Here is a 23361-nt window from a genome sequence, read left to right on the forward strand (position 1 = left end):
CGGCGCGCCCATCCGCAAAGAACCGCTCGCGGCCCGCCTCTCGGTCCACGCCCTTTGCGACGCCGATCGCAGTCACGCAGTCGCGAATGCCGAGTTCGTCGAGAATGGCGCGCACCGCGGTCATCTGGCCTTGACCGCCGTCGATGAGGATCACGTCCGGCCAGGCGGGGAAGGGCATATCGGCTGCTTCCTCCGGTGTCGGTACGCGTTCGCGATCCGGCCTGCCTTCTTCTTTCAAGAGGCGAGAGAAGCGACGGGTCATCACCTCGCGCATCATGCCGAAGTCGTCGCCCGGCGTGATGTCGGTCGATTTAATGTTGAATTTCCGATACTGGTTCTTCACAAAACCTTCCGGCCCCGCCACCACCATGCCGCCCACTGCGTTGGTGCCCATGATGTGAGAGTTATCGTAAATCTCGATGCGGCGCGGCACATAGGGAAGGTTGAACGTCTCCGCCATGCCTTTCAGCAGCCGCGCCTGAGACGAGGTTTCCGCCAGCTTGCGGCCGTGCGCCTCGCGCGCATTGGCTAGAACATGGTCGGTAATGTCCTTTTTCTCGCCGCGCTGGGGCACATTGATCGTCACCTTGTGCCCGGCCTTTTCGCCGAGGGCAGCCGCCAGGAGTTCCTGTTCTTCGACCGCCTCCGACAGCAGGATCTGCTTCGGAACCGGTTTGTCATCGTAGAACTGCGCCAGAAACGCGTTGAGGATTTCCGAGCCGGGCAGGGAGGGGTCGGCCTTCGGAAAATAGGCGCGGTTGCCCCAGTTCTGGCCGGTGCGGAAAAAGAACACCTGAATGCAGGAAATGCCGCCTTCGTGATGAATGGCGAAGACATCCGCTTCTTCGATACCAGCGGGATTGATGCCCTGATGGCTCTGCACGTGCGAAAGGGCAGCCAGGCGGTCGCGATAGATGGCGGCACGCTCGAAATCGAGGTCTTCGGAGGCCTCATTCATCTGCCGCGCAATCGCGGTCTTGACGCTCTGGCTCTTGCCGGACAGGAAATCCTTGGCTTCCTTCACGAGTTCCGCGTAGCCCTCGTCGCTGATCTCATGCGTACAGGGCCCGGAACAGCGCTTGATCTGGTAGAGTAGACATGGGCGCGTGCGGGTCTCGAACACGCTGTCCGTACAGGTTCGGATCAGGAAGGCGCGCTGCAGCGAATTGATCGTGCGGCCGACAGCACCGGCCGATGCGAAGGGGCCGAAATAGTCGCCCTTGCGCGCCCGCGCGCCGCGATGCTTGAATATGGCCGGCGCGCGATTATCCGCGGTGATGAGGATATAGGGAAAGGATTTGTCGTCACGCAAAAGCACGTTAAAGCGCGGCCGCAAGCGTTTGATCAGATTCGCTTCCAAGAGAAGCGCTTCGGTTTCCGTGCGGGTGGTGACGAATTCCATGTGCGTGGTGAGACGCACCATCTGGGCGATGCGATTGGAGTGCACGCGGCCCTGCGCATAATTGCCGACGCGCTTCTTCAGCGAACGGGCCTTGCCGACGTAAAGCACGTCGCCCGCATCGTTGAACATGCGATAGACGCCCGGCGAATTCGGCAGGTGTTTCACGAACTCGGCGATGAGGTCCATGCCTTTCAGGCCGGACTCGTTCTTCCAGCCCGCATTCCAGTCCATGCCCACGACGTCGCGCGAAGTCTCCGTCGCGTCAGTCGCGAGAAGGCCTGCATCGTCATCGTCGTCGTCGGTGTCATCGAAGAGAATACCGCCATCAGGCAGCTTCTTTCCGTTCATTCATTTATCTCCGCCACGTCAGGGGTTTCCCAGCCGAGGTGCTGGCCGCCGTCGAGCGCGATCATTTGTCCGGTGACCGACGGCGTGTCGTAAAGAAAGCGAATCGTCCGGCCGAACTCATCCGGCGCAGGACCACGCTTTAATATAAGGCCGTCGATCTGCGCCTGAAAGTCCTCGGGCGCCTGTCTTTCGTTTTTGAAGGTCGGTCCTGGGCCGATGGCGTTGACCCGCACCCGCGGCGCGAAGCTCTGCGCCATGGTCTGCGTCGCGGTCCAGAGAGCCGATTTCGAAAGCGTATAGGAATAGAATCGCGGGTTGAGCGCAAGCACGCGCTGGTCGATGATATTGACGATCAGCCCGGATTTGTCAGAGGGCAGCTGTTCGACAAAGGCGGCGGCGATGAGGGAAGGGGCCCGCACATGCACCGCAAAATGTGCATCGAAAATTTCGGGATCGGGTGTTTCCGCCGAATCCTTCAGAAAAACCGAGGCATTGTTGACGACGACTCCAATCGGCCCGAGCGCTGAAGCGGCTTTTTCGACAAGCGCCATTGTTGACGCAGATTGTGTCAGGTCTGCCTGAACGGCTGCGGCCCTGCCACCTTTCTGCCTTATTTCGTTAGCGAATTCCTCCGCTTGTGCCATGGACCGGTTGGCATGCACTGCAATCGCGAAGCCATGTGCGGCAAGATCGCTTGCGATTGCACGGCCGAGCCGGCGGGCGGCTCCTGTTATCAAGACTGTCTTTTGTATATTCTCTCTCACGGCCAACCTGCATTTGCTCATATAACCCCTATGTGCGGGATATAGAGCCAAATCGCAAGCTGTTGCGCAGCCTCAAAAGAATTGGGTGATTTTCTATTTGAAATCTAATTTTGGTTTAATTTGAATATAACCAAGTTTAAAGGCGATATATTGTTGATTAGGCTTCTGTTAGGGTTAATAAAACCCTTGTGACATTTAGGCAACGTCTAATTCTAGTCACGTCTCTGCCCCAAACAATTCACATTTTGGCTCTTTGATCTCCGCATTCTCCCATCAAATTCTGTCTCCAGAGGGGCGATTAACCCGACGAATTATGCCGCGTCTGAAAACAATGTTTTGAGTGCAGAGCGGCCCTGAAAGGAGAATAACATGCGCATTTTCGTAGCAACCCTTATGGCCTCGACCATTGCAGCCGCCGGCTTTTCGGCTGCTCACGCCGCTGACGCCGTAAATGAAGTGCCGCAGGCACCGGTTTCCTACGACCAGCCTGCACCGGTCAAGGACTGGTCCGGCGCCTACCTCGGTGGTACCGTCAACTATGACTGGGGCCGTTTCAGCTCCAGCGACAACGGTCGCGATGCCAAGGGTTTCGGCGGCGGTCTGTACGGCGGTTACAACATGCAGAACGGCCAGATCGTTTACGGTGGTGAAGCCGACATCAATCTCGGCGACGAAAAGGGCTCTGCCGGTACGGTTGCTGGCCGCGCCGTCGAAGGCAAGCAGGGCGTCAACGGCTCGGTACGTGCCCGCGTCGGTTACGACATGAACCCGTTCCTGCTCTACGGCACGGCTGGTCTCGCAGTCTCCGACAACAAGGTGCGTGACGCGACCTCCAAGGACAGCGCTACCGCTCTCGGTTATACCGTTGGTGCGGGTGTAGAAGCCATGGTGACCGATAACATCACCGCTCGTCTGGAATATCGTTACAGCGACTACCAGAAGAAAGACTACAGCCTCGACTCCGGCGCGTTCTCGCGTGGTTACGACGATCATTCCGTCAAGGCCGGTATCGGCGTCAAGTTCTGATCCATCTCGGATCGATGAAAGAAAGGCCGGGGTCATGCCCCGGCTTTTTTGCTTTTGGGATTCGCCATCAGAAGTGATGCCCGACTGACGAAGCCGGGCATTCTGCTCGCCTGACCTCAGGCCGCAGCCTTCATTTCCGTATAGGCTTCGAAACGCTTGCCGAAGATTTCCGGCCAGCCTGCCAGCGCATCGCGTCCCTCGGCCCACTCGCCAGCAAAACGCAGGTCGAGATAACCGATCATCGCGGCAAGGGCAAAATGGCCGCCATGCAGTTTCTTGCCGGTTTTCGGCAGGTTGGCGTTGAGATGGTCGAGCCCGCGGACGACCTTGCTCCACTGCTTGTCGATCCACGGCTGGTGGATTTTGTCTTCCGGGCGAAAGCGGCGCTCATAGACGATGGCGAGCAGGCAATCCATGATGCCGTCGCATAGCGCCTCCAGAATCTCGGCTTCGGTGCGCTTCTCGTTCTTCTTGGGGTAAAGCTTGCCGCCCGAAAGGCGGTCGAGATAATGCATGATTGCCACGCTGTCATAGACCGAGCCTCCATCGTCCAGCAGCAGAACCGGGATTTTGCCGAGGGGATTATTGTCCATCAGAGTGGCCGGTTCCGCATTGGTATCGACGCGGACCGAAGTGATGTCGATGTCGAGATGGCGCGCGGCCATGCGCACTTTGGCGGAATAGGGGGAGGCGGGCGAATAAAGCAGTTCCATGGTCGGGTCCTGTGGTTGATATTTGCTCATCAGCGGATGGGGATGATTTCGGTGGTGTTGGCGCGGCATCCCTTGCGGTCAAGCTCCGGGCAATCGCGGAATGTCAAATCCTTGTTGAGGCAGATGCGCACCTCCTCCAGCCGCCCGCCGCCGCAGCTGATAGAGATGCCGCGCTTCGACAGGCCGGGATTGGCGTCCGTGAAGGCGGTTTCGATCGCATCGGCGGAGAGCGTGGCGGCCTCGGCACCGGAGGCGATTCTTTGCGGTAACCGGACGGCGTCGAAGGCCGCTCGCGTTGCCGAGAAATAATCTCGCTGCGACAGGCCGGAGCAGGATCCATGCTTGCGCCATTGATGGCCGATCAGACCCATGGACGGCATGATATCGAACAGGCTGCGGCCGAGCGCGTCCGGAACCCGGTCCGGTTCGCTGCTTCGGCAGAATTCGGGGTAGCCGTCATCGTTCTGCGGCCAGAGCCCGTGCACGACGAACCCATAACGCCTGTCGCTGCCGCACTGCTGGCGGTTGCCGGAGCCTTCCGAACTGGCGCAGAATGCAGGAGACCAAGACAACGACAGCACGTAAAAATCAAAACCCGTTCCCTGCGGAGCTGGCTTCCTGTCCGGATTTTGCTGGTTTCTATTCTGTTGCGGACCGCCTGCGGGCGGCGGATGAGCCGTCGTTTGCCGGTCGGTCGCGGGTCCCTTTGAGGCGGGTTTTTCCTGCGCGAGCCATAGCGCTGCAAGCGACAGAAGACCCAGGGCGATGAAACCCGCGTAACGTTTCATTCCGTGCATGTTCCCCGGAAAATGGACCAGCTTCCATCGCCCTTGGGCGACGCTCCGGTGTTACATAAATTTGTGAACGAGGCAAACGGGCAAAAAGGTTGAAAGCTTCGCCGCATAACGAATAGAGTCGAGCGAATCTTCCGCTGAAGACGGAGGAGGGGATAAGGCCAGGCTGGAGGAAATAGGCGGCATGACCGCATGAAATTCAAAAAATACATCTGGCCCATTGTTGGTTTCGCGACGATCGGTTTTTCCGCCTGGTTGCTTTTCCACGAGCTGCGTGGCCTGTCGCTGGATGATCTCTGGGACAGCCTGAAAGCCATTCGCATCCGGGATTGGTTTTGCTCGGGCCTTGCAACCCTGCTGGCCTATGCAGCACTTGCCGGTTACGACCGGATCGCGCTGCAGCATCTCGGCCGCAAGGTGAACTGGTTGTTCATTACGCTCACCTCCTTCACCACCTACGCGCTGTCCCACAATGTCGGCGCGTCGGTCTTTTCAGGCGCCGTGGTGCGGTACCGCGCTTATACGTCCAAGGGGCTGAGCGTCGCGGAAGTGGGCGTCCTTGTCGGCCTCTGCTCCTTCACCTTCCTCATCGGCACGATCATGCTCATCGGCCTCGTGCTACTGTATGAGCCCGACATCACCGAACGCTTCACCGGCATTCTTCCCGTCGAAGCCTCCACGACAACCGGTGTGCTGCTGCTTCTCATCGTCGGCCTTTATATCCTCGGAAGCCTGCTTCGGCTGAAGCCGCTGAAAATCGGCTCCTTCGTGCTGCCATACCCCGCGCCGACGCTTGTTGCGCAGCAACTGGTCATCGGCCCCATTGAGCTGATCGGCGCGGCGGGCATCATCTATTTCGCCCTGCCGGAGGCAGGAAATCCCGGCTATATGGTCATTCTCGGCATATTTCTGGTGTCGTTCTCGGCGGCGCTCATCTCGCACGCGCCGGGCGGCCTGGGGGTGCTGGAACTGGTCTTCGTCACCGGTCTGCCGGATATGAATCCGGCGGACGTCATCGCCGCACTTCTGGTCTTCCGGCTGTTCTACCTCATCATTCCCTTCATCATGGCCCTGTTCGTGATCCTGTTCTTCGAACGGTCACAGCTTGCGCAGGCGCAGGCGCAGAGGCGGGAAGGGCTGAGATAGATTCTCAATCCTCTGCCGGCTTTTCCTCGCCGCGTAGCCAGAACGCGCGCTGCGAGGCGAACCTGTCCTGCGCCAGCGCCGTCTTCAGGTAGGGCAGCAGCACATGCAGCTCTTCCTTCAGCGTATAGGGCGGGTTGACGATGATGAGGCCGGAGCCGCTCAGGCCGTCCAGCCTGTCGCTTCTGACGGAGAGTTCCGCACACAGCATCTTCGGAATCTCGAAGGATTGCAGCCGCTCGTGAAAATCCTTGATCGGCGCGCCTTTCTTCAGCGGATACCACAGGCAATAGGTGCCGGTGGAAAAGCGGCGATAGGCCCTGTTCAAACCATCGGCCAGCCGCTGATATTCATTCTCCAACTCAAACGGCGGATCAACGAGAACGAGGCCGCGCTTTTCCTTGGGCGGCAGATGCGCGCCGAGCGACAGCCAGCCATCCAGTTCGGTGACGCGCACCTGATAATCGCCCTCGAACAGCCGTGCCAGTGCGCGGCTGTCATCCGGGTGCAGTTCCATGGCCGAAAGCCGGTCCTGCGGGCGAAACAGCATGCGAGCGAGTTTCGGCGAGCCGGGATAGAATTTCACGCCGCCTTCGGGATTGAGTTCCTTCACCGCGGCAAGATATGGCTCCAGCAATTCGGCGATGGGCGCGGGCAGATCACCCTCCATCAGCTTGCCGATGCCGGTCTGCCATTCGCCCGTCTTCTGCGCCTCTTCTGAGGTGAGGTCATAGAGGCCAATGCCAGCATGGGTATCCAGCACCCGAAATGCCTTGTCCTTGTTCTGCAGGTAGCGCACAAGGCGGGCGAGAACGGCATGTTTGAGGACATCCGCGAAATTCCCGGCGTGATAGATGTGGCGGTAGTTCATGGATATGTCTCGCTTGCCGTTTCCCCGGGCGAATGGCCAGGATGAATATTCTTGATGGACGTCACTTCGGCCTTTTTGCCGCATCCTTGATGCAATATACAAAAGACATGAACGTTGCGACCCCGATTTCCGCTGAAAAAGCCGCCCTGAAGACCGAAGTCCGCATCGGACACACGGTCTGCCCGCATGACTGTCCGAGCGCCTGCGCGCTGGAGGTCGATATCAATGCCGATGGCCGCATCGGCCGTGTACGTGGCGCCAATGCCAACACCTACACCGCCGGCGTCATCTGCGCCAAGGTGGCGCGGTATTCCGAGCGCATCTACCACCCCGGCCGTTTGCTGACGCCGAAGCGCCGCAAGGGCGCAAAGGGCGCGGGCGACTGGCAGGAAATTTCCTGGGAAGCGGCGCTGGACGAGGTGGCAGAGGCTTTCGTCAAGGCAGAAGCCCGGCACGGTGCGGAGGCCATCTGGCCCTATTTTTACGCCGGCACGATGGGGCAGGTGCAGCGCGATTCCATCGAGCGCCTGCGCCACGCCAAGAAATATTCCGGGTTCTTTGGCTCGATCTGCACCAACATGGCCTGGACCGGTTATGTGATGGGCACCGGCGCCCTGCGCGGCCCCGATCCGCGCGAGATCGCCAAGGCCGATGTCGTCGTTATCTGGGGCACCAATGCCGTAGCGACCCAGGTCAATGTCATGACCCATGCGGTCAAGGCCCGCAAGGAACGCGGCGCGAAGATCGTCGTAATCGATATCTACGACAATCCAACCATGAAACAGGCGGATATGCACCTCGTCGTCCGCCCCGGCACGGATGCCGCACTGGCCTGCGCCGTCATGCACATCGCCTTCCGCAACGGTTATGCCGACCGCGATTACATGGCGCGCTTCGCCGACGACCCGGCGGGGCTTGAAGCACATCTGAAGTCGAAGACGCCGCAATGGGCATCCGAGATCACCGGTCTTTCCGTTGATGAGATCGAGACTTTCGCGCGGCTTGTCGGCACGACGAAGAAGACCTTCTTCCGGCTTGGATATGGTTTCGCACGTCAACGCAACGGGGCGGTCGCCATGCACGCGGCGCTTTCGATCGCCACTGTCCTGGGCTCCTGGCAATATGAGGGCGGCGGCGCATTCCACAACAATGGTGATATCTTCCGGCTCAACAAGGCGGAGCTGATGGGAACAGCCTATGCCGACCCTGAGGTGCGCCAGCTCGACCAGTCGCAGATCGGCCGCGTGCTGACGGGGGACGCCGATGCGCTGCGCCACGGCGGCCCGGTGACGGCGCTTCTCATCCAGAATACCAATCCCGTTAATGTCGCGCCCGAACAGCGGCTGGTGAAGCAGGGTTTCCTGCGCGATGATCTTTTCGTCGCCGTGCATGAGCAGTTCATGACGGAAACGGCCGAGCTTGCCAATATCGTGCTGCCGGCCACCATGTTCCTCGAACATGACGACCTCTACCGCGCCGGCGGCCAGAACCACATTCTGCTGGGGCCCAAGCTGGTGGAGCCGCCAGAAACGGTGCGAACCAACCTCTTCGTCATCGAGGAGCTGGCCAAGCGTCTTGGTGTCGATCATATGCCCGGTTTCGGCCTTTCCGCCCGCGAGCATGTCGACCGCATGCTGAAAGCCAGCGGCTGGGGCGACTTCGACACGCTGGCCGAAGAGAAATGGATCGATGCGCAGCCGCCCTTCGAGGTGGCGCATTATCTCGAGGGTTTCGGTTACAGCGATGGCAAATTCCGTTTCAGTCCGGATTGGGCAACCGGGCCTTCTCCCAACAAGCCACCGAAGAACATCGGCGTGATGGGGCCGGTGTCGGCGTTTCCGAAATTCCCGGATCAGGTCGACGTCATCGAGGTTGCGGATGCGGACCATCCCTTCCGGCTGGCGACATCGCCGGCGCGCAATTTCCTGAACTCCACCTTTGCGGAAACCAAAACCTCCCTGCAGAAGGAAGGCCGACCGGAATTGATGATCTGCCCTGAAGATGCGGCCGTCAACGGCATTTCTGATGGCGATATTGTCAGCATCGGCAACGGGCGCGGCGAGGTCCGGCTTCACGCGAAAATTGTTGAGGGCGCAAGGCCGGGCGTTTTGATTGCCGAGGGACTTTGGCCGAACAGGGCGCATCTGGACGGCGAGGGCATCAATGTGCTGACCGGTGCCGACGCCGTCGCCCCCTATGGCGGCGCGGCTTTTCACGACAACAAGGTGTGGCTGCGCAAGAGCTGACGGAAGATTTTGAATGACGACGTTTGACAAGGTTAAAATTGAAATTCTGAAAGACGAAACGCTTTCAAAGAACTGGTATCACCTGCGCAACATCACCTATAATTACACCAATTCGCGTGGTGAAACGAAAGTCATCAGGCGCGAAGCCTATGACCGTGGCAACGGTGCGACGATTCTACTTTTTGATCCTAGACGCCAGACGGTTGTCCTGGTGCGGCAGTTTCGGATGCCGGCCCATGTGAACGGTCATGACGGCTGGCTCCTTGAGGCGCCGGCTGGCCTGCTGGACGGCGATAACCCGGCCGAGGCCATCCGCCGCGAGGTGACAGAGGAAACGGGCTATGTTGTGAGGGACGTGCGGTTCCTGTTCAAGTCGTTCATGTCGCCCGGTTCCGTGACCGAGATCATTCATTTCTTCGCCGCGATTGTCGAATCCTCGGATCGTGTCGAAGAGGGTGGCGGTGCGGCGCATGAGGACGAGGATATCGAGGTCGTGGAAATTCCGCTGGACGACGCCATGAAGATGGTCGAGACAGGCGAAATCTGCGACGGCAAGACGATCATGCTGCTGCAATGGGCGGCGTTGAACCGTGCCTCCCTGACAGCCTGAGATTTCATCATCTTTCGGAGGCTCCCATGAACGTGTCGCTTTTAAAGTCGCCAGCTGCCGAGACTGACCGGATCCGGCTGGTGGAAAAGGAAACCGTCTGGAAGGGCTTCGTGCATCTGCAGAAGCTCGTTTTCGACCAGCGCATGCCTGACGGCAAGACGATCCGTATCGTGAGGGAGGTCCATGATCACGGCATCGCCGCCGCCATTCTCCTTTATGACCAGAAACGCGACAGCGTGGTCATGGTGCGCCAGTTTCGCCCTGCCGCTTTCGTCAACGGCGACCAGACCTTCATGATCGAAGTTCCGGCAGGGCTTCTCGATGGTGATGATGCCGCCGATGCAATCCGCCGTGAGGCAATGGAGGAATCCGGTTACGCCGTCGAAAAGGTTGAATACCTCTTCGACATGTATGCCAGCCCCGGCACGCTGACGGAAAAGGTCAGCCTCTTCGTCGCCCGCATCGATCTCGACATGCAAGCCGGCAGCGGCGGCGGGCTGGAGGATGAAGGCGAGGATATCGAGGTTCTGACCTACGGTCTCGACGAAGCCTTCGGAATGATCGCCTCAGGGGAGATCACGGATTCCAAGACGATCATTCTGCTGCAATGGGCGATGTTGAACCGTCCGAATTTGAGTAAGCTTTAGACGAAGACCATGGTCTCCAGCTTCGCTGCCGCCGCGAGCGTCTTGTCAAGAGTTGTGAGAGGCGCGTTATGCGTGATCGCAAGCGGGGTGCGGAAGTGAACTTGGTCAAGACGTTGGCCAAGCAGGAAGAAACTCATACTGACTTCATGCAGCTCTCTCTCTCTCTCTCTCTCTCTCTTGTCAGAACCGTCCCTTCACGCCAGCGCTGACAAAAAGCGACTGCATGTCGCCGCCGCCCGCATTGTCGTAAACCGTACTGCTGCCGCCTCCGAAGGATGTCGCGGTTTTGTCACCCCGACCGAAGCTCGTATATTCGTAAGCGCCGTCCAGATAGATGGAGGCATTTTCTGTCAGGTCATAGGCGATACCTGCCTTTGCTCCGAACATGCCGCCAATATCGAATTTATCGGCGAAGCGGATGGACCGCATCCAATGGTCATCGGTTGCCTTGGCATACACCATCGCGCCGCCTTCCACTCCGGCGTTCAGCGACCAGTTGCCAAATTTGCGTCCGCCGGTCAGGTTGCCGTAAAATACCGGGATTTGCTGCCGGTAGGTGATCGCCTTTTCACCGTTGCCAAAATCCCCGACGTAATTTCGAAAGCCGCGCCAGCTATAAATGTAACTCCCGCCATAGGACGACCATTGTACGTCAGTGTAACGAAAACCTATGCCCGCGCTGAGATGTTGCAGCGGGTCTTCCAGGAGAGTGCGGTTGAGTTCGATACTGCCGGTCAGGTAATGATCAAGCCGCGTGTCACCATGCTGCGAACGGTCGCTCCACCCTTCCTTGGATGTGTCTCTGTAATAGGGATAAAGCCAGTCATAGTCGGTCATGTAGCCGTCACCGGAAAAGCCGATGCGCCCTTCGGTCTTGACCCGCCAATCGGGCGCAAGCTCCAGACCGAGCGAGCCGCGCAGGGCCATGGCATTCGTTGTTTTCCAATCGAGTTGACTGTTTTTATGACTGCCGTTGTAAAAGGTTTCCGTTGCCTTGATGTTGAGAACGCCTGCATCCAGTGACGCAGTAACATTGCCCGGTTCCGCCAGTGCTGGAGCAACTATGCTGACGGCCAAAGCGGCCGAGAACGGCAAGGAATATCTTGAAAATGGCATAATCGCTCCTGAATGACCGGAGGGCCTGAAATGGAGGCCGTTGACGCCATTAAAGATGATTATGGTAAATGATCAGTTTATACTGAAAAAATTCGAAGTTTTATCTTTAGAAAAACCGAAATTATGAAAAGGATATCAGGCTGTTATTTGCGGCTTGGATGTCGTTGACCGAATAAATAGTCTTGGCGCCATCCATCCGCACCTTGCCCTCGGCAAGCAACTTCAAAGTCAGCGGATAGAGCTGGTGCTCCACGGTCAGGATGCGGGCGGCGAGCGTTTCGGCCGTGTCATCGGAAAGCACCGGCACCGCGCCTTGCGCGATGGTTGGGCCTTCATCCATGCCTTCGGTGACGAAATGCACCGTGCAGCCGGAAATCTTCATGCCGCTGTCGATGGCGCGCTGATGGGTGTGGAGGCCGGGAAAAAGCGGCAGCAGGGAAGGGTGGATATTGATGATGCGGCCCTCATAGGGGGCGATGAAATCCCCTGAGATCAGCCGCATGTAACCCGCGAGACAGATGATATCAGGGGCAATCTCACCAAGCGCCGCGAGAATGGCCGCCTCATGCTCCACCTTGCTGGCATAGGTTCTGCGTTCAAAGACCAGCGTCGGGATACCCATATCCCGTGCCTTCTCCAGGCCGCCGGCAGATGCCTTGTCGGAGATGACGCAAACGATTTCAGCCGGAAAATCCTTCGCCTGACAGGCCTTGGCCAGCGACACCATGTTGGAGCCGCTGCCGGAAATGAAAACGACGACACGCTTGCGGCCGGACGACAAGGCGGCGCTCATCATAGGCCAAGAGTGCCCTTGTAGATCGTGCCATGCGCGCCTTCTTCGCGGGCGACCATGCGGCCGAGCGGGAAGACGGTTTCGCCTTCGGCGGTGAGCGCGTTTGTAACCTTTTCCGCATTTTCAGCAGAAACCACGACGATCATGCCGACGCCGCAGTTGAAGGTGCGCAGCATTTCATTGGCTTCGACACCGCCGGTTTTCGCAAGCCAGGAGAAGACGGCCGGAACCTTGATTGCGCCAAGATCGATCTCGGCAGCGAGATGCTTCGGCAGAACGCGCGGAATATTCTCCGGGAAACCGCCGCCGGTAATATGCGCCAGCGCCTTCAGCGCGCCGGTCTCGCGGATCGCCTTCAAAAGCGGCTTTACATAGATGCGGGTCGGTGTGAGCAGGGCTTCGCCCAGCTTCTTGCCATCGGCGAAGGGGGCGGGGGCGTCCCAGTCGAGCCCGGAGATCGACACGATCTTGCGCACCAGCGAGAAGCCGTTGGAGTGGACGCCGGAAGAGGAGAGGCCGAGAATGACATCGCCCTCGGAAATATCGCCGGCTGGCAGCAGCTGACCACGTTCGGCCGCACCCACGGCAAACCCGGCAAGATCGTAATCGCCATCCGAATACATGCCCGGCATCTCAGCGGTCTCACCGCCGATCAGCGCACAACCGGATTCGCGGCAGCCCGCGGCAATCCCGGAAACGATGGCGGCGCCCTGATCGGGGTCGAGCTTGCCGGTCGCGAAATAATCGAGGAAGAACAACGGCTCGGCACCCTGCACCACGAGATCGTTGACGCACATGGCGACGAGATCGATGCCGACGGTATCGTGATAGTTAGCGTCGATGGCGATCTTCAGCTTGGTGCCCACGCCGTCATTCGCGGCCACCAGAACCGGGTCGGTGAAGCCTGCGGCTTTCAGGTCGAACAGGCCGCCGAAGCCGCCGATTTCGCCGTCTGCACCGGGACGTCGCGTGGAGCGCACCGCCGGTTTGATCTTTTCGACCATCAGGTTGCCGGCGTCGATATCCACACCCGCATCACTATAGGTAAGACCGTTCTTGCCCGACTGGCTCATGGCTCTCGTCTCCGCTGGTTCCTTTGGCGTCGCCATTCGCACGGGACGGGGCCTGATGCAAGGGTTTGAGTGCCAAAAGCTCCTGATTTTAACGGCTTTAGCGTTCGAAAACCCCTGCGTTCAACAGCATTTGCCGCGGTGAGGCAAAGACGGGACCAGGCATGCGGCATCGGCAGGCTTTGCGGCGCGGTCCACACCTTTGCCGCCGCAGTCTTGACCATATGCCCACGCCCATCCTATCTCCATGATGCTGGATGACGATGCGGCGACAGAAGGATGAATGAATGCAACCCCATGTGAGCGGTACCAATCTTCGCCGACAGGTGTTTTTCTGGATCGGCGTGCTTGTCGTCTTTATCCTTTTTCTCATGGTCTTCAGCTCCATCCTTCTGCCTTTTGTGGCGGGCATGGCGCTCGCCTATTTTCTTGATCCGGTTGCCGACTGGCTGGAGCGGCGCGGCCTCAGCCGATTGATGGCGACCGTTGTTATCCTCGTCTCCTTCGTGCTTTTGTTTGCCCTGTCGCTCATCATCATCATTCCGCTGATTGCCGCCCAGGCGTCGGAATTCATCACGCGCATTCCGCAATATATTTCGTCGCTCCAGCAACTGATCGCCGGTGCCGACACCAATCTTCTGCCGGATTGGGTGAGCAGCCAGATCGACGCGGTAAAGGAGAATTTCTCAAAGCTGCTGACCGAAGGCGCGGGTTTCATCGGAACGCTTCTGACCCAGATCTGGAATTCCGGCAAATCGCTTGTCGATGTGGTGTCCCTGCTGGTCGTGACACCGGTCGTCGCCTTTTATCTGCTGCTCGACTGGGACCGCATGATCGACAAGGTCGACAGCTGGATCCCGCGTGATTATGTGCACACCGTACGCCAGATCGCCCGCGACATGGACAAGACCATTGCCGGCTTCGTGCGGGGGCAGGGGTCGCTCTGCCTGATCCTTGGCGTTTATTACGCGGTTGGCCTGTCGCTGGTGGGCCTGAATTTTGGCCTGCTGATCGGCCTTTTCTCCGGCCTCATCAGCTTCATTCCCTATATCGGCTCCATGGTCGGCCTCATTCTGGCCGTTGGCGTCGCGCTGGTGCAGTTCTGGCCGGATTATATCTACGTCATCCTGACACTCGCCGTGTTCTTTTCCGGCCAGTTCATCGAGGGCAACATCCTTCAGCCGAAGCTGGTCGGCAGCAGCGTGGGCCTGCATCCGGTCTGGCTCATGTTTGCCCTCTTCGCCTTTGGTGCGCTCTTCGGTTTTGTCGGGCTTCTGGTCGCCGTGCCGGCCGCGGCAGCAGTTGGCGTGCTTGTTCGCTTCGCTCTGTCGCGGTATCTTGAGAGCGACCTTTACCACGGGCACGCCGCCAATCTTCCATGGGACGCAAATCCGGCGCTGGAAGAGGCGGAGAAACCCTCCGGCAAAGCTGACTCTCAGAGCTGACGATGACTGACCCGATCAAAACCGACAACGCCCGGTCGAAGGCCGAGCAGCTGCCGCTCGCATTCTCGCACCAATCCGCTTCCGGCCGGGATGATCTCCTGGTCTCGGCTTCGCTGGAGGCTGCCGTCAGCCTTGTCGATGAATGGCCCAACTGGCCGTCACCGGTGGTGGTGCTGGCCGGGCCGCCGGGCTCGGGAAAATCGCATCTCGCCAATATCTGGAAAAACATCAGCGAGGCCCGCGACATCCATCCGACAGCCGGAGGCGATGCGGCGCGTGCGGCCGAAACCGGGCCGGTTCTATTCGAGGATGCCGACCGCCGCGGTTTTGACGACACCGAACTGTTTCATGTCATCAACAGCGTGCGCCAGAACGGAACGACGCTTCTGATGACCAGCCGGCAATGGCCCTCCGCGTGGCCGGTGACGCTGCCGGACCTTCGCTCGCGCCTGAAGGCCGTCACGATTGTGGAAACCGGAGAGCCGGATGAGGGGCTTCTGGCGCAGGTGCTGGTAAAACTCTTCGCCGACCGGCAGCTTTACATGGATGACAAACTCATAGGCTACATCGTCAACAGAATGGAGCGTTCGCTCGACACGGCGCAGACGATCGTTGACAGAATAGACCGGCTCGCCCTGGCGCGCGCAACGAGAATTACCCGGCCGCTGGTGGCAGAAGTTCTCAACGCGATGGACAATGCGGCCCCCGGCGACTTCGACGTCGATTGACTGTCACAGTTCCGTCGTCAAACTGTTATACGGGCAAGAAGGACGATCGCGCGATGCAGCAGGATCACGGGACGGAAATTGGTCAGGGGACGGAACACGGAATGGACGCTATCGCGCAGGAAGACTTCAACAGGGTTCAGCCGACGGAAGGCGAAAGCCTCTGGGACAGCCCGGCGCGTTTCATCAACCGCGAGTTTTCCTGGCTCCAGTTCAACCGCCGCGTCCTCGAAGAAACGCTGAACACCGATCATCCTCTTCTGGAGCGGCTGCGTTTCCTGTCCATCTCTGCGGCCAACCTCGATGAGTTCTTCATGGTCCGCGTCGCCGGTCTTGAAGGCCAGGTGCGCCAGAAAATCACCGTCAAGACGCCGGACGGCAAGACCCCTGCCGAGCAGCTGGAAGACATCCTGAAGGAAATCGACAATCTGCAGATGGAGCAGCAGGCATCGCTTGCCGTTCTGCAGCAATATCTCGCCAAGGAAGAAATCTTCATCGTGCGGCCTGCCGCTTTGTCGGATGCCGACCGCACGTGGCTGGAAACGGAGTTCGAAGACCGGATCTTTCCGGTCCTGACGCCGCTGTCCATCGACCCCGCGCATCCGTTCCCCTTCATTCCCAATCTCGGCTTCTCTATGGGGCTGCAACTCGATAGCGTAAATGGCCGCGAGCCTATGACGGCGCTTCTGCGCCTGCCGCCTGCGCTGGATCGCTTCGTGCGGCTGCCGGACGACAAGAACGCCATCCGCTACATCACGCTTGAAGATGTTGTCGGCCTGTTCATCCATCGGCTTTATCCGGGTTATACCGTTCGTGGCTTCGGCACCTTCCGCATCATCAGAGACAGCGATATCGAAGTTGAGGAAGAGGCCGAAGATCTGGTCCGCTTTTTCGAGAGTGCGCTGAAGCGGCGTCGCCGCGGCTCGGTGATCCGCATCGAAACCGATAGCGAGATGCCGCAGTCGCTGCGCCAGTTCGTGGTGCATGAGCTTGGCGTGCCGGACAATCGCGTCGCGGTTCTGCCTGGGCTTCTGGCGCTCAACACCATCTCGGAAATCGTGCGCGCTCCCCGCGACGACCTGAAATTCGAGCCCTACAATGCCCGTTTTCCTGAGCGCGTGCGCGAACATGCGGGCGATTGCCTTGCCGCCATCCGCGAAAAGGACATGGTGGTTCACCATCCGTATGAAAGCTTCGACGTGGTGGTGCAGTTCCTCCTGCAGGCGGCGCGCGATCCCGAAGTGCTCGCCATCAAGCAGACGCTTTACCGCACCTCCAATGACAGCCCGATCGTTCGTGCGCTGATCGATGCGGCGGAAGCTGGCAAGTCGGTGACGGCTCTGGTCGAACTCAAGGCGCGTTTCGACGAGGAAGCAAATATCCGTTGGGCGCGCGATTTGGAGCGTGCCGGTGTGCAGGTGGTTTTCGGCTTCATCGAACTCAAGACACACGCCAAGATGTCGATGGTGGTGCGTCGCGAAGACGGCAAGCTCAGAACCTATTGCCACCTCGGTACGGGCAACTACCACCCGATCACGGCCAAGATTTACACCGACCTTTCCTTCTTCACCTGCAATCCGAAGATCGCCCACGACATGGCGAATATCTTCAATTTCATCACGGGTTATGGTGAGCCGGAAGAGGGAATGAAGCTGGCGGTTTCGCCCTACACCCTGCGCCCCCGCATCCTCAAGCATATCCATGAAGAGATCGCGCATGCCAAGAATGGCGCGCCGGCGGCGATCTGGATGAAGATGAATTCGCTGGTCGACCCCGAAATCATCGACGCGCTTTACCTTGCAAGCGCTGCCGGCGTTGAGATCGATCTCGTTGTGCGCGGCATCTGCTGCCTGCGCCCGCAGGTGCCGGGACTGTCGGATAATATCCGCGTCAAATCCATTGTCGGCCGCTTCCTGGAGCACAGCCGCATCTTCTGCTTCGGCAACGGTTTCGGCCTGCCGTCTGACAAGGCGCTGGTCTATATCGGCTCGGCGGACATGATGCCGCGCAACCTGGATCGGCGCGTGGAAACGCTGGTTCCGCTGACCAATCCCACGGTGCATGAGCAGGTTCTTTCACAGATTATGCTGGGCAATCTCATTGACAACCAGCAAAGCTACGAGATACTTGCGGACGGAACGTCGAGGCGCATTGAGGTGCGTAAAGGCGAAGAACCGTTCAACGCGCAGCACTATTTCATGACCAATCCCAGCCTTTCCGGACGTGGTGAAGCCCTGAAATCCAGTGCGCCCAAATTGATTGCCGGGTTGATTTCGTCCCGCAAGAAACAGGCTGAATGACTCGATCAGAAGCACAGGGGCGGCTGACCGGCCTTGCCCCCGTTTCCGTCATAGATATTGGTTCGAACTCCGTTCGTCTCGTCGTATATGAAGGTCTGTCCCGCGCGCCAGCGGTGCTGTTCAATGAAAAGGTCCTGTGCGGCCTCGGCAAGGGGCTGGCGCTGACGGGGCGCATGCATGAGGAAGGCGTCGAGCGCGCGCTGAAGGCGCTGAGACGCTTCCATGCGCTTTCCGAGCAGGCTCAGGCGCAGCAGCTTTATGTGCTGGCGACTGCCGCCGCGCGTGAGGCGGAAAATGGTCCTGATTTCATCCGTGAGGCTGAAGCCATCCTCGGTTGCGAGATCGAGGTCCTGTCGGGTGAGAAAGAAGCGCTTTATTCGGCCTACGGCGTAATCAGCGGCTTTCATGATCCCGATGGCATTGCCGGGGACCTTGGCGGTGGCTCGCTGGAACTCATCGACATCAAGGGCAAGAGCTGCGGCGAGGGCATCACCCTGCCGCTCGGTGGCCTGCGGCTGTCGGAACAGTCTGACGGGTCGCTCGAAAAAGCGGCTGCGATTGCCCGCAAGCATGTGAAGAATTTCACCAAGCTTCTGGCAGCAGGCGAGGGGCGCACCTTTTACGCCGTCGGCGGCACCTGGCGGAACATGGCCAAGCTGCACATGGAAATTTCCGGTTACCCGCTGCATATGATGCAGGGTTACGAGTTGCCGCTGGAAGAGATGCTGAATTTCCTCGAGGAGGTCATCGTCTCCCGCGACAGCAAGGATCCCGCGTGGCAGGCGGTGTCCAAGAACCGTCGCTCGCTTCTGCCGTTTGGCGCCATCGCCATGCGCGAAGTCCTAAGGGCGATGAAACCGGCGAAAATCGCTTTTTCCGCACAGGGCGTGCGCGAGGGCTATCTTTATTCGCTGCTCTCCGAAACCGAACAAAATGCGGACCCGCTTCTGGTCGCGGCCGATGAGCTTGCCATTCTGCGCGCCCGTTCGCCCGAACATGCGCGCGAACTGGCGGACTGGAGCGGACGAACCTTCCCGGTCTTCGGGGTCGAGGAGACGGAAGAAGAAAGCCGCTACCGTCAGGCAGCCTGCCTGCTCGCCGATATCAGCTGGCGCGCGCATCCGGACTATCGCGGATTGCAGGCGCTCAATATCATCGCCCATTCGTCATTCGTGGCGATCACCCATCCTGGCCGCGCCTACATAGCGCTCGCCAATTATTACCGCTTTGAAGGCCTCAACGACAATGGCGTGACGGAACCGCTCGCCGTGATGGCCGGCGAACGTCTTCAGGAACTTGGCAAGTTGCTGGGCGGCCTGCTGCGGGTGGTTTATCTTTTCTCCGCATCGATGCCGGGTGTCGTCGATCACCTGAAATTCCGCAAGTCCGACAATCCCGATCTCGATCTCGAATTTGTGGTTCCGCATGATTATTGCGATTTCGCCGGCGAGCGGCTGGACGGGCGTTTACAGCAACTGGCGAAGCTGACGGGGAAGAGACTGGCCTTCGTGTTCGAGTAAGCCGACACAATACAGCCGTAAATTTATCCGTACTCATCTCAATTTTTGAGGTGATGTATATTTATGAAAATTATCAGGTGGACCGTGCCGATCGTCATCGGCGTGATTGCTGTCTCGGCTTTTTCGGGAGCGCGCATGAATAGCATGTCCGAGCGTTACCAGCGCGGTGATTTTCCGCTGGCCGACATTTCCACATTTGAAACGAATGACATTAAGATAACACTCGAACGCTATAACAGTCACCCACTATTGGCAGAATACAAACGGTTCGTGACGGTGGAGCGTCACAATGGCGAGTCGCTTAGAACCGAAATCGGCTCCGACCCAGGCGGCGGCGAACGGGTGGACGTGTGCGAAACGTCGGATGGCAACATCCTGTTTGAAGATCGATTCATGTCGCATATTTTGTCAGGTGCAGGTGAGGTACGCGAAATCAGCTCTGCATCGGCTTTTCGCATAAACCCGGACGGTTCGCTTGATCAACTGATCAAACCGGACGCCACGCCTCTCTGTGTCCGAAAGCTCGGCCGATTCGATTTCGGTAAAGACGGAGCATATGGCTTTCAAAGAAATGAAGGGCGCATCTAAAGTCGTGGCGGCTGAAAAAGATCCGCCGCCACGACTGACTGTGTTACTTCGCGTCAAGTAAATCCTTGACCTCAAGCAGAACGAATTCGTTGTCGTCAGCCTTGTCCAGGGCGCGGCCGGCCGAGAAGGGCAGGTTGTTGTCATTGCCGACGAGGATATGCGTGGCATCGACGCGGTCGACATTCTCGATGGTGACGAAAGGCATGTCGTAATAACCATTGCCGCCGCCCTGACGCTTCTTGTTGTCGGGATCGGAGATTTTCAAGAGATCGATGTAGCCGATCTTGCGCGCGGCCTTGCCGACATTGGCGTCATTGAACTCGATCTTGTAGATGCGCTTCACCTTGGAAGGCACGGCAAAGCAGTTCGCTTCCGGCTTCTTCGGGTCGGCGCAGGCCTTGTCGGCGGTGCCGGCGCCATTGTCGCGTTCGATCACGAGTGCGGTGCTGTCGTCAAGCATGTTGAAGTCGCCGATGGCTTCGCCACCCTGCGCCAGCGGATAAAGCCAGGTGCGGCCGGTCCATTCCTTCCTGGCAGTGTCGAGTTCGATGATGCGCAGGGCGGTTGCGCCATCTTCGGTCTTCTCCACCTGGCCGTCGGCCATGTAAAGCGGGCCTTCGAGAAGGCCATAGAGCTTGGAGCCATCCTTGGAGAGCGCCATGCCTTCATAACCGCCAGAGCGTTTCAGGTTGAAGGCCGGCATTTTCTGCGCGGGGTTGCCGGGCAGGGCAAGCGTCGGATGATCCGGAGACTTCACCTCGATGTCGCCTGCCCTGGTGGAGATCACGTCGGTCAGCTTGCCGTCACGGGTGAATTTCAGGATGTAGGGGCCGAATTCCTCGCCAACCCAGAAACCATCGGCAACCGGCTGAATCGATTCGACGTCGAAATCGGCGCCCGTCAGGTAACGCTTGCTCGAGCCTTCGAGGACGATGGGGAAGGGCGCCTTCATATCAGGGTCGGAGAGGAACACGGTTTCAAGCGCGTTGACCTTGCCGGCGCCCCAGTCGAACTTCAGATGGTGAAGCATCAGCATGGCGTCGCTGGAGTTAAGCTTGGAACCGAAACCGTTGTCGGAAAGGCTCCAGAAGCTGCCGTCGGGCATCGCCTTGATGCCGGAGAAACCTTGCATCGGCTGGCCGTTGAACGGCATGGAAAGGCCGGTCAGGCGCACGCCATCCTTGCCCGGCACGGTGCCGAGACCTTCCGCACGCTTGCGGTCGGCGGTGGTGAACTTAGCAGAGGTCTTGAGATGGTCGGGTGCGTCAGCAGGCGCTGGAATGACGGTGTCTGCCGGCAGGATGGCGTGGGAGACCAGCTTTGCCGGAAATTCCTGTTCGGCGGCATGGGATGCACAAGCGAATGCCAAGATGGCGCAGGACGCAAAAAGAACGTGCTTCATGATGAGACCCCTCTCAATACCTGTTGAAGACAGGCTTGAGGCGATAGGGGTGTCGCATGACAGGCAGGTGATTGGCGTTTGAAGCTTTGATGAAATCATGCGGTGGGAGCCTGATATTGACTGAGCGTGCAGACGCCGAGCGTCTGGCCGCGGCCCTTCACCGCATGTTCGCCGAGATATTCGCTTCGCACGCCCTTGGGAAGCACCAGCTGATGGGCGAGATCGGCGGAAATCAGCACCGGATGGCCGAGCATCTTGCTCAGCGATTCGAGCCTTGAGGTCGTGTTCACCGTGTCGCCGAAATAGGTGATCTTGTGGTGGTCGACGCCGATTTCCGCCGTGATGACAGGACCGCCATGGATCGCAAAACGCAGGCGCGGCACTTCCCCGAAGCGGGACAGCCACGTGTCGCGTTTCTCCTCGATGGTTGCCAGAATATCGAACACGCAGCGCACACAGGCCGCGCGCCTTATCGCCATGTGATAGGGCCAGGTGATGATGGCGGCATCGCCAATGTAATCATCGATAACCCCGCCATGCCTCCTCACCGGTGCGGCATAGCTTGCGAAGATTTCGCCCAGGAACTCCTGCGCTTTCAGGTCCCCGTGCGTCTCTGCAAAGGAGGTGGAGCCGACGAGATCGATGAAGATGAAGACGCGGTCTTCGCTGACCGGGCGGCGATAGCGCCCGAGAATGAGATCGATGAAGATATCGCGGCCCAGAAGCTCGCGCACGCGCATGATGAAGACGATGATGCCGCAGACGATGAGCGTGAAGACGAGCGTCTGTACTTCGGCATGCACCGCGCGTTTCCAGGTGCCGGGAAAGATGCCGCTGAGCCAAAGGATGGTGCCGCCAAGTCCAAAGCCGCAAAAGACGAGAATGGCGTAGATGAGAAGCCCGACGGCGATATAGGCGGGCGTGGGTAACGCGCTGACCTGCCGCGACAGGCCGGGCATGATGTAGCCGCGCTCAAAAGCGAGAATCGGGGCGCAGGCGAAGAGTGCATAGGTTGCGCCGATCAAGGCGCCGCCGCCATACTCCAGAAATGCGTAGGCCACGCCGCTGCCCGCCACGGCAACGAACAGCACCACGTAATCCAGAATTGGCAGCAATTTTCTCATGGCGATTCCGATCTCGGAAAGGAAGGCTTGCGCCCTCTCGGGCACAGCTTCTGTTCAGGCCATATGCGACATTAGTGTGGAAAATGCGCCGCAAAAAGTGAGTAATCGGTAAGGTTGCACGCAGGATTGGTGGCGCTGTTGCGCCCTTGCCGCAACGGCATCGAACCTCGCACATGAGAGGCCTCATCGACGGCTCAATGTCTGCAACAGGCGCGGTTCGGCAAGACGGCTACCGAAGCAACGCGCCGGAGAAAACAGCGCGATGGAGGGTAGGTGGGTCAGGGACGGGCGATTAGGCCCCGTTCGCCGCCACTTCCACTGCCTCGACCTTCTTGCCAGCAAAACGCAGCGCGACTTCGCCGTTGATGAGCTTGAGTGCCACATCGCCGAACAGCTCACGCCGCCAACCGGAAAGCGCCGCAACCGTCGCCTTTTCGCCTTCGGAAGCGATCTTGTCCAGATCGTCGCTATTGGCGATGACCTTTGCAGCGACGCCGTGCTTGTCTGCCGTCAGTTTCAGCAGGACTTTGAGCAACTCCACGGCAGCGCCGGTGCCTTCCGGTGCATGGCTGTGACGCGGCGCCTTGGGCATCTCTTCCTTCGGAAGTGCCAGCGCCGCATTCACTGTCTCGATGATGGCCGTGCCGGAGGCGGAGCGTTCCCAGCCCTTGGGGATGGTGCGAAGCCGCGACAGCGCCTCGGCATCCTTCGGCT

At 59.1% G+C, this 23361-nt stretch carries 21 protein-coding genes and 1 pseudogene; 10 read left to right on the top strand and 12 right to left on the bottom strand.

Annotated elements, in window-relative coordinates:
* On the bottom strand, positions 1-1750 hold a 1750-nt coding region (gene uvrC / locus ACUTJJ_RS18850), incomplete at its 3' end, for an excinuclease ABC subunit UvrC (RefSeq protein WP_445543071.1).
* Positions 1747-2535, bottom strand: coding sequence for an SDR family oxidoreductase (locus tag ACUTJJ_RS18855; RefSeq protein ID WP_063951382.1), 789 nt, complete (start codon positions 2533-2535; stop codon positions 1747-1749). The genes uvrC and ACUTJJ_RS18855, both read right to left, overlap by 4 nt.
* Positions 2536-2883: 348 nt before the next feature.
* Between ACUTJJ_RS18855 and ACUTJJ_RS18860 the strand changes: the two genes are divergently transcribed.
* Complete coding sequence (locus ACUTJJ_RS18860; protein ID WP_063951381.1) at positions 2884-3540, top strand: outer membrane protein; 657 nt, start codon at positions 2884-2886, stop codon at positions 3538-3540.
* A gap of 116 nt (positions 3541-3656) precedes the next feature.
* Here the strand turns inward: ACUTJJ_RS18860 and ACUTJJ_RS18865 are convergent, their stop codons facing one another.
* Complete coding sequence (locus ACUTJJ_RS18865; RefSeq protein WP_445543072.1) at positions 3657-4253, bottom strand: glutathione S-transferase; 597 nt, start codon at positions 4251-4253, stop codon at positions 3657-3659.
* 29 nt (positions 4254-4282) lie between these two features.
* Positions 4283-5041: a ribonuclease T2 family protein gene (locus ACUTJJ_RS18870; protein ID WP_445543073.1), complete on the bottom strand. Its 759-nt coding sequence runs from the start codon at positions 5039-5041 to the stop codon at positions 4283-4285.
* Positions 5042-5239: 198 nt separating this feature from the next.
* Here ACUTJJ_RS18870 and ACUTJJ_RS18875 point away from each other — a divergent pair, with 198 nt between their 5' ends.
* Complete coding sequence (locus ACUTJJ_RS18875) at positions 5240-6193, top strand: lysylphosphatidylglycerol synthase domain-containing protein (protein WP_445543074.1); 954 nt, start codon at positions 5240-5242, stop codon at positions 6191-6193.
* Positions 6194-6197: 4 nt separating this feature from the next.
* Here the strand turns inward: ACUTJJ_RS18875 and ACUTJJ_RS18880 are convergent, their stop codons facing one another.
* Positions 6198-7061, bottom strand: a complete 864-nt coding sequence (locus tag ACUTJJ_RS18880) for a 23S rRNA (adenine(2030)-N(6))-methyltransferase RlmJ (RefSeq protein ID WP_063951378.1) — start codon at positions 7059-7061, stop codon at positions 6198-6200.
* A 41-nt stretch (positions 7062-7102) separates the two neighbouring features.
* Between ACUTJJ_RS18880 and ACUTJJ_RS18885 the strand changes: the two genes are divergently transcribed.
* Genes ACUTJJ_RS18885 through ACUTJJ_RS18895 form a run of 3 tightly spaced genes read left to right on the top strand, consistent with a single transcriptional unit; the run spans position 7103 to position 10564 of the window.
* Positions 7103-9307 (top strand): molybdopterin-containing oxidoreductase family protein, encoded by a 2205-nt coding sequence (locus tag ACUTJJ_RS18885; protein WP_445543075.1) that lies wholly within the window; start codon positions 7103-7105, stop codon positions 9305-9307.
* Positions 9308-9320: 13 nt separating this feature from the next.
* Entirely contained in the window at positions 9321-9917 is a 597-nt protein-coding gene (locus tag ACUTJJ_RS18890) for an NUDIX domain-containing protein (protein WP_404493772.1), read from the top strand.
* Positions 9918-9943: 26 nt separating this feature from the next.
* Positions 9944-10564 (top strand): NUDIX domain-containing protein, encoded by a 621-nt coding sequence (locus ACUTJJ_RS18895; protein WP_296071037.1) that lies wholly within the window; start codon positions 9944-9946, stop codon positions 10562-10564.
* Here ACUTJJ_RS18895 and ACUTJJ_RS18900 read toward each other — a convergent pair.
* The 4 genes from ACUTJJ_RS18900 to purM form a co-directional block, all read right to left on the bottom strand.
* Complete coding sequence (locus tag ACUTJJ_RS18900) at positions 10561-10701, bottom strand: hypothetical protein (RefSeq protein WP_296071036.1); 141 nt, start codon at positions 10699-10701, stop codon at positions 10561-10563. The genes ACUTJJ_RS18895 and ACUTJJ_RS18900 overlap by 4 nt on opposite strands.
* 43 nt (positions 10702-10744) lie before the next feature.
* Complete coding sequence (locus ACUTJJ_RS18905) at positions 10745-11680, bottom strand: omptin family outer membrane protease (RefSeq protein ID WP_296071035.1); 936 nt, start codon at positions 11678-11680, stop codon at positions 10745-10747.
* A gap of 121 nt (positions 11681-11801) precedes the next feature.
* A complete protein-coding gene (gene purN / locus ACUTJJ_RS18910; RefSeq protein ID WP_445543076.1) occupies positions 11802-12476 on the bottom strand; it encodes a phosphoribosylglycinamide formyltransferase in 675 nt (224 codons plus the stop codon).
* Positions 12473-13546 (bottom strand): phosphoribosylformylglycinamidine cyclo-ligase, encoded by a 1074-nt coding sequence (gene purM, locus ACUTJJ_RS18915; RefSeq protein WP_063951372.1) that lies wholly within the window; start codon positions 13544-13546, stop codon positions 12473-12475. The genes purN and purM overlap by 4 nt, the downstream gene beginning before the upstream one ends.
* Before the next feature lie 284 nt (positions 13547-13830).
* Between purM and ACUTJJ_RS18920 the strand changes: the two genes are divergently transcribed.
* From ACUTJJ_RS18920 to ACUTJJ_RS18940, 5 genes are all read left to right on the top strand, one after another.
* Positions 13831-14988: an AI-2E family transporter gene (locus ACUTJJ_RS18920; RefSeq protein WP_063951371.1), complete on the top strand. Its 1158-nt coding sequence runs from the start codon at positions 13831-13833 to the stop codon at positions 14986-14988.
* A gap of 2 nt (positions 14989-14990) precedes the next feature.
* Positions 14991-15716: a DnaA regulatory inactivator HdaA gene (gene hdaA / locus ACUTJJ_RS18925; RefSeq protein ID WP_445543077.1), complete on the top strand. Its 726-nt coding sequence runs from the start codon at positions 14991-14993 to the stop codon at positions 15714-15716.
* Positions 15717-15817: 101 nt separating this feature from the next.
* Complete coding sequence (locus ACUTJJ_RS18930; protein ID WP_063951369.1) at positions 15818-18013, top strand: RNA degradosome polyphosphate kinase; 2196 nt, start codon at positions 15818-15820, stop codon at positions 18011-18013.
* Complete coding sequence (gene ppx / locus ACUTJJ_RS18935) at positions 18010-19533, top strand: exopolyphosphatase (RefSeq protein WP_445543078.1); 1524 nt, start codon at positions 18010-18012, stop codon at positions 19531-19533. The genes ACUTJJ_RS18930 and ppx overlap by 4 nt, the downstream gene beginning before the upstream one ends.
* Positions 19534-19596: 63 nt before the next feature.
* Positions 19597-20121: a hypothetical protein gene (locus tag ACUTJJ_RS18940; protein WP_445543079.1), complete on the top strand. Its 525-nt coding sequence runs from the start codon at positions 19597-19599 to the stop codon at positions 20119-20121.
* Between the two features lie 43 nt (positions 20122-20164).
* On the opposite strand, the gene ACUTJJ_RS18945 is transcribed toward ACUTJJ_RS18940, so the two are convergent.
* The 3 genes and pseudogenes from ACUTJJ_RS18945 to ACUTJJ_RS18955 form a co-directional block, all read right to left on the bottom strand.
* On the bottom strand, positions 20165-21523 hold the full coding sequence (locus ACUTJJ_RS18945; protein WP_445543080.1) for an esterase-like activity of phytase family protein: 1359 nt from the start codon (positions 21521-21523) through the stop codon (positions 20165-20167).
* Between the two features lie 95 nt (positions 21524-21618).
* Positions 21619-22647, bottom strand: a complete 1029-nt coding sequence (locus tag ACUTJJ_RS18950; RefSeq protein WP_445543081.1) for an adenylate/guanylate cyclase domain-containing protein — start codon at positions 22645-22647, stop codon at positions 21619-21621.
* A 292-nt stretch (positions 22648-22939) separates the two neighbouring features.
* A pseudogene (locus ACUTJJ_RS18955) lies at positions 22940-23361 on the bottom strand (ribonuclease D); the annotation flags it as partial.

Source organism: Agrobacterium sp. DKPNP3 (assembly GCF_052686535.1).

Excerpts from the sequence above, each read along its gene's own strand:
- ACUTJJ_RS18875 (WP_445543074.1), top strand. The coding sequence starts at position 5,240 with ATGAAATTCAAAAAATACATCTGGCCCATTGTTGGTTTCGCGACGATC.
- ACUTJJ_RS18920 (WP_063951371.1), top strand. The coding sequence starts at position 13,831 with ATGCAACCCCATGTGAGCGGTACCAATCTTCGCCGACAGGTGTTTTTC.
- ppx (WP_445543078.1), top strand. The coding sequence starts at position 18,010 with ATGACTCGATCAGAAGCACAGGGGCGGCTGACCGGCCTTGCCCCCGTT.
- ACUTJJ_RS18950 (WP_445543081.1), bottom strand. The coding sequence starts at position 22,647 with ATGAGAAAATTGCTGCCAATTCTGGATTACGTGGTGCTGTTCGTTGCC.
- ACUTJJ_RS18885 (WP_445543075.1), top strand. The coding sequence starts at position 7,103 with ATGAATATTCTTGATGGACGTCACTTCGGCCTTTTTGCCGCATCCTTG.
- ACUTJJ_RS18860 (WP_063951381.1), top strand. The coding sequence starts at position 2,884 with ATGCGCATTTTCGTAGCAACCCTTATGGCCTCGACCATTGCAGCCGCC.
- ACUTJJ_RS18945 (WP_445543080.1), bottom strand. The coding sequence starts at position 21,523 with ATGAAGCACGTTCTTTTTGCGTCCTGCGCCATCTTGGCATTCGCTTGT.
- ACUTJJ_RS18870 (WP_445543073.1), bottom strand. The coding sequence starts at position 5,041 with ATGAAACGTTACGCGGGTTTCATCGCCCTGGGTCTTCTGTCGCTTGCA.
- purN (WP_445543076.1), bottom strand. The coding sequence starts at position 12,476 with ATGATGAGCGCCGCCTTGTCGTCCGGCCGCAAGCGTGTCGTCGTTTTC.
- ACUTJJ_RS18855 (WP_063951382.1), bottom strand. The coding sequence starts at position 2,535 with ATGAGCAAATGCAGGTTGGCCGTGAGAGAGAATATACAAAAGACAGTC.
- ACUTJJ_RS18905 (WP_296071035.1), bottom strand. The coding sequence starts at position 11,680 with ATGCCATTTTCAAGATATTCCTTGCCGTTCTCGGCCGCTTTGGCCGTC.
- ACUTJJ_RS18880 (WP_063951378.1), bottom strand. The coding sequence starts at position 7,061 with ATGAACTACCGCCACATCTATCACGCCGGGAATTTCGCGGATGTCCTC.
- ACUTJJ_RS18890 (WP_404493772.1), top strand. The coding sequence starts at position 9,321 with ATGACGACGTTTGACAAGGTTAAAATTGAAATTCTGAAAGACGAAACG.
- purM (WP_063951372.1), bottom strand. The coding sequence starts at position 13,546 with ATGAGCCAGTCGGGCAAGAACGGTCTTACCTATAGTGATGCGGGTGTG.
- ACUTJJ_RS18865 (WP_445543072.1), bottom strand. The coding sequence starts at position 4,253 with ATGGAACTGCTTTATTCGCCCGCCTCCCCCTATTCCGCCAAAGTGCGC.
- hdaA (WP_445543077.1), top strand. The coding sequence starts at position 14,991 with ATGACTGACCCGATCAAAACCGACAACGCCCGGTCGAAGGCCGAGCAG.
- ACUTJJ_RS18900 (WP_296071036.1), bottom strand. The coding sequence starts at position 10,701 with ATGAGTTTCTTCCTGCTTGGCCAACGTCTTGACCAAGTTCACTTCCGC.
- ACUTJJ_RS18940 (WP_445543079.1), top strand. The coding sequence starts at position 19,597 with ATGAAAATTATCAGGTGGACCGTGCCGATCGTCATCGGCGTGATTGCT.
- ACUTJJ_RS18895 (WP_296071037.1), top strand. The coding sequence starts at position 9,944 with ATGAACGTGTCGCTTTTAAAGTCGCCAGCTGCCGAGACTGACCGGATC.
- ACUTJJ_RS18930 (WP_063951369.1), top strand. The coding sequence starts at position 15,818 with ATGGACGCTATCGCGCAGGAAGACTTCAACAGGGTTCAGCCGACGGAA.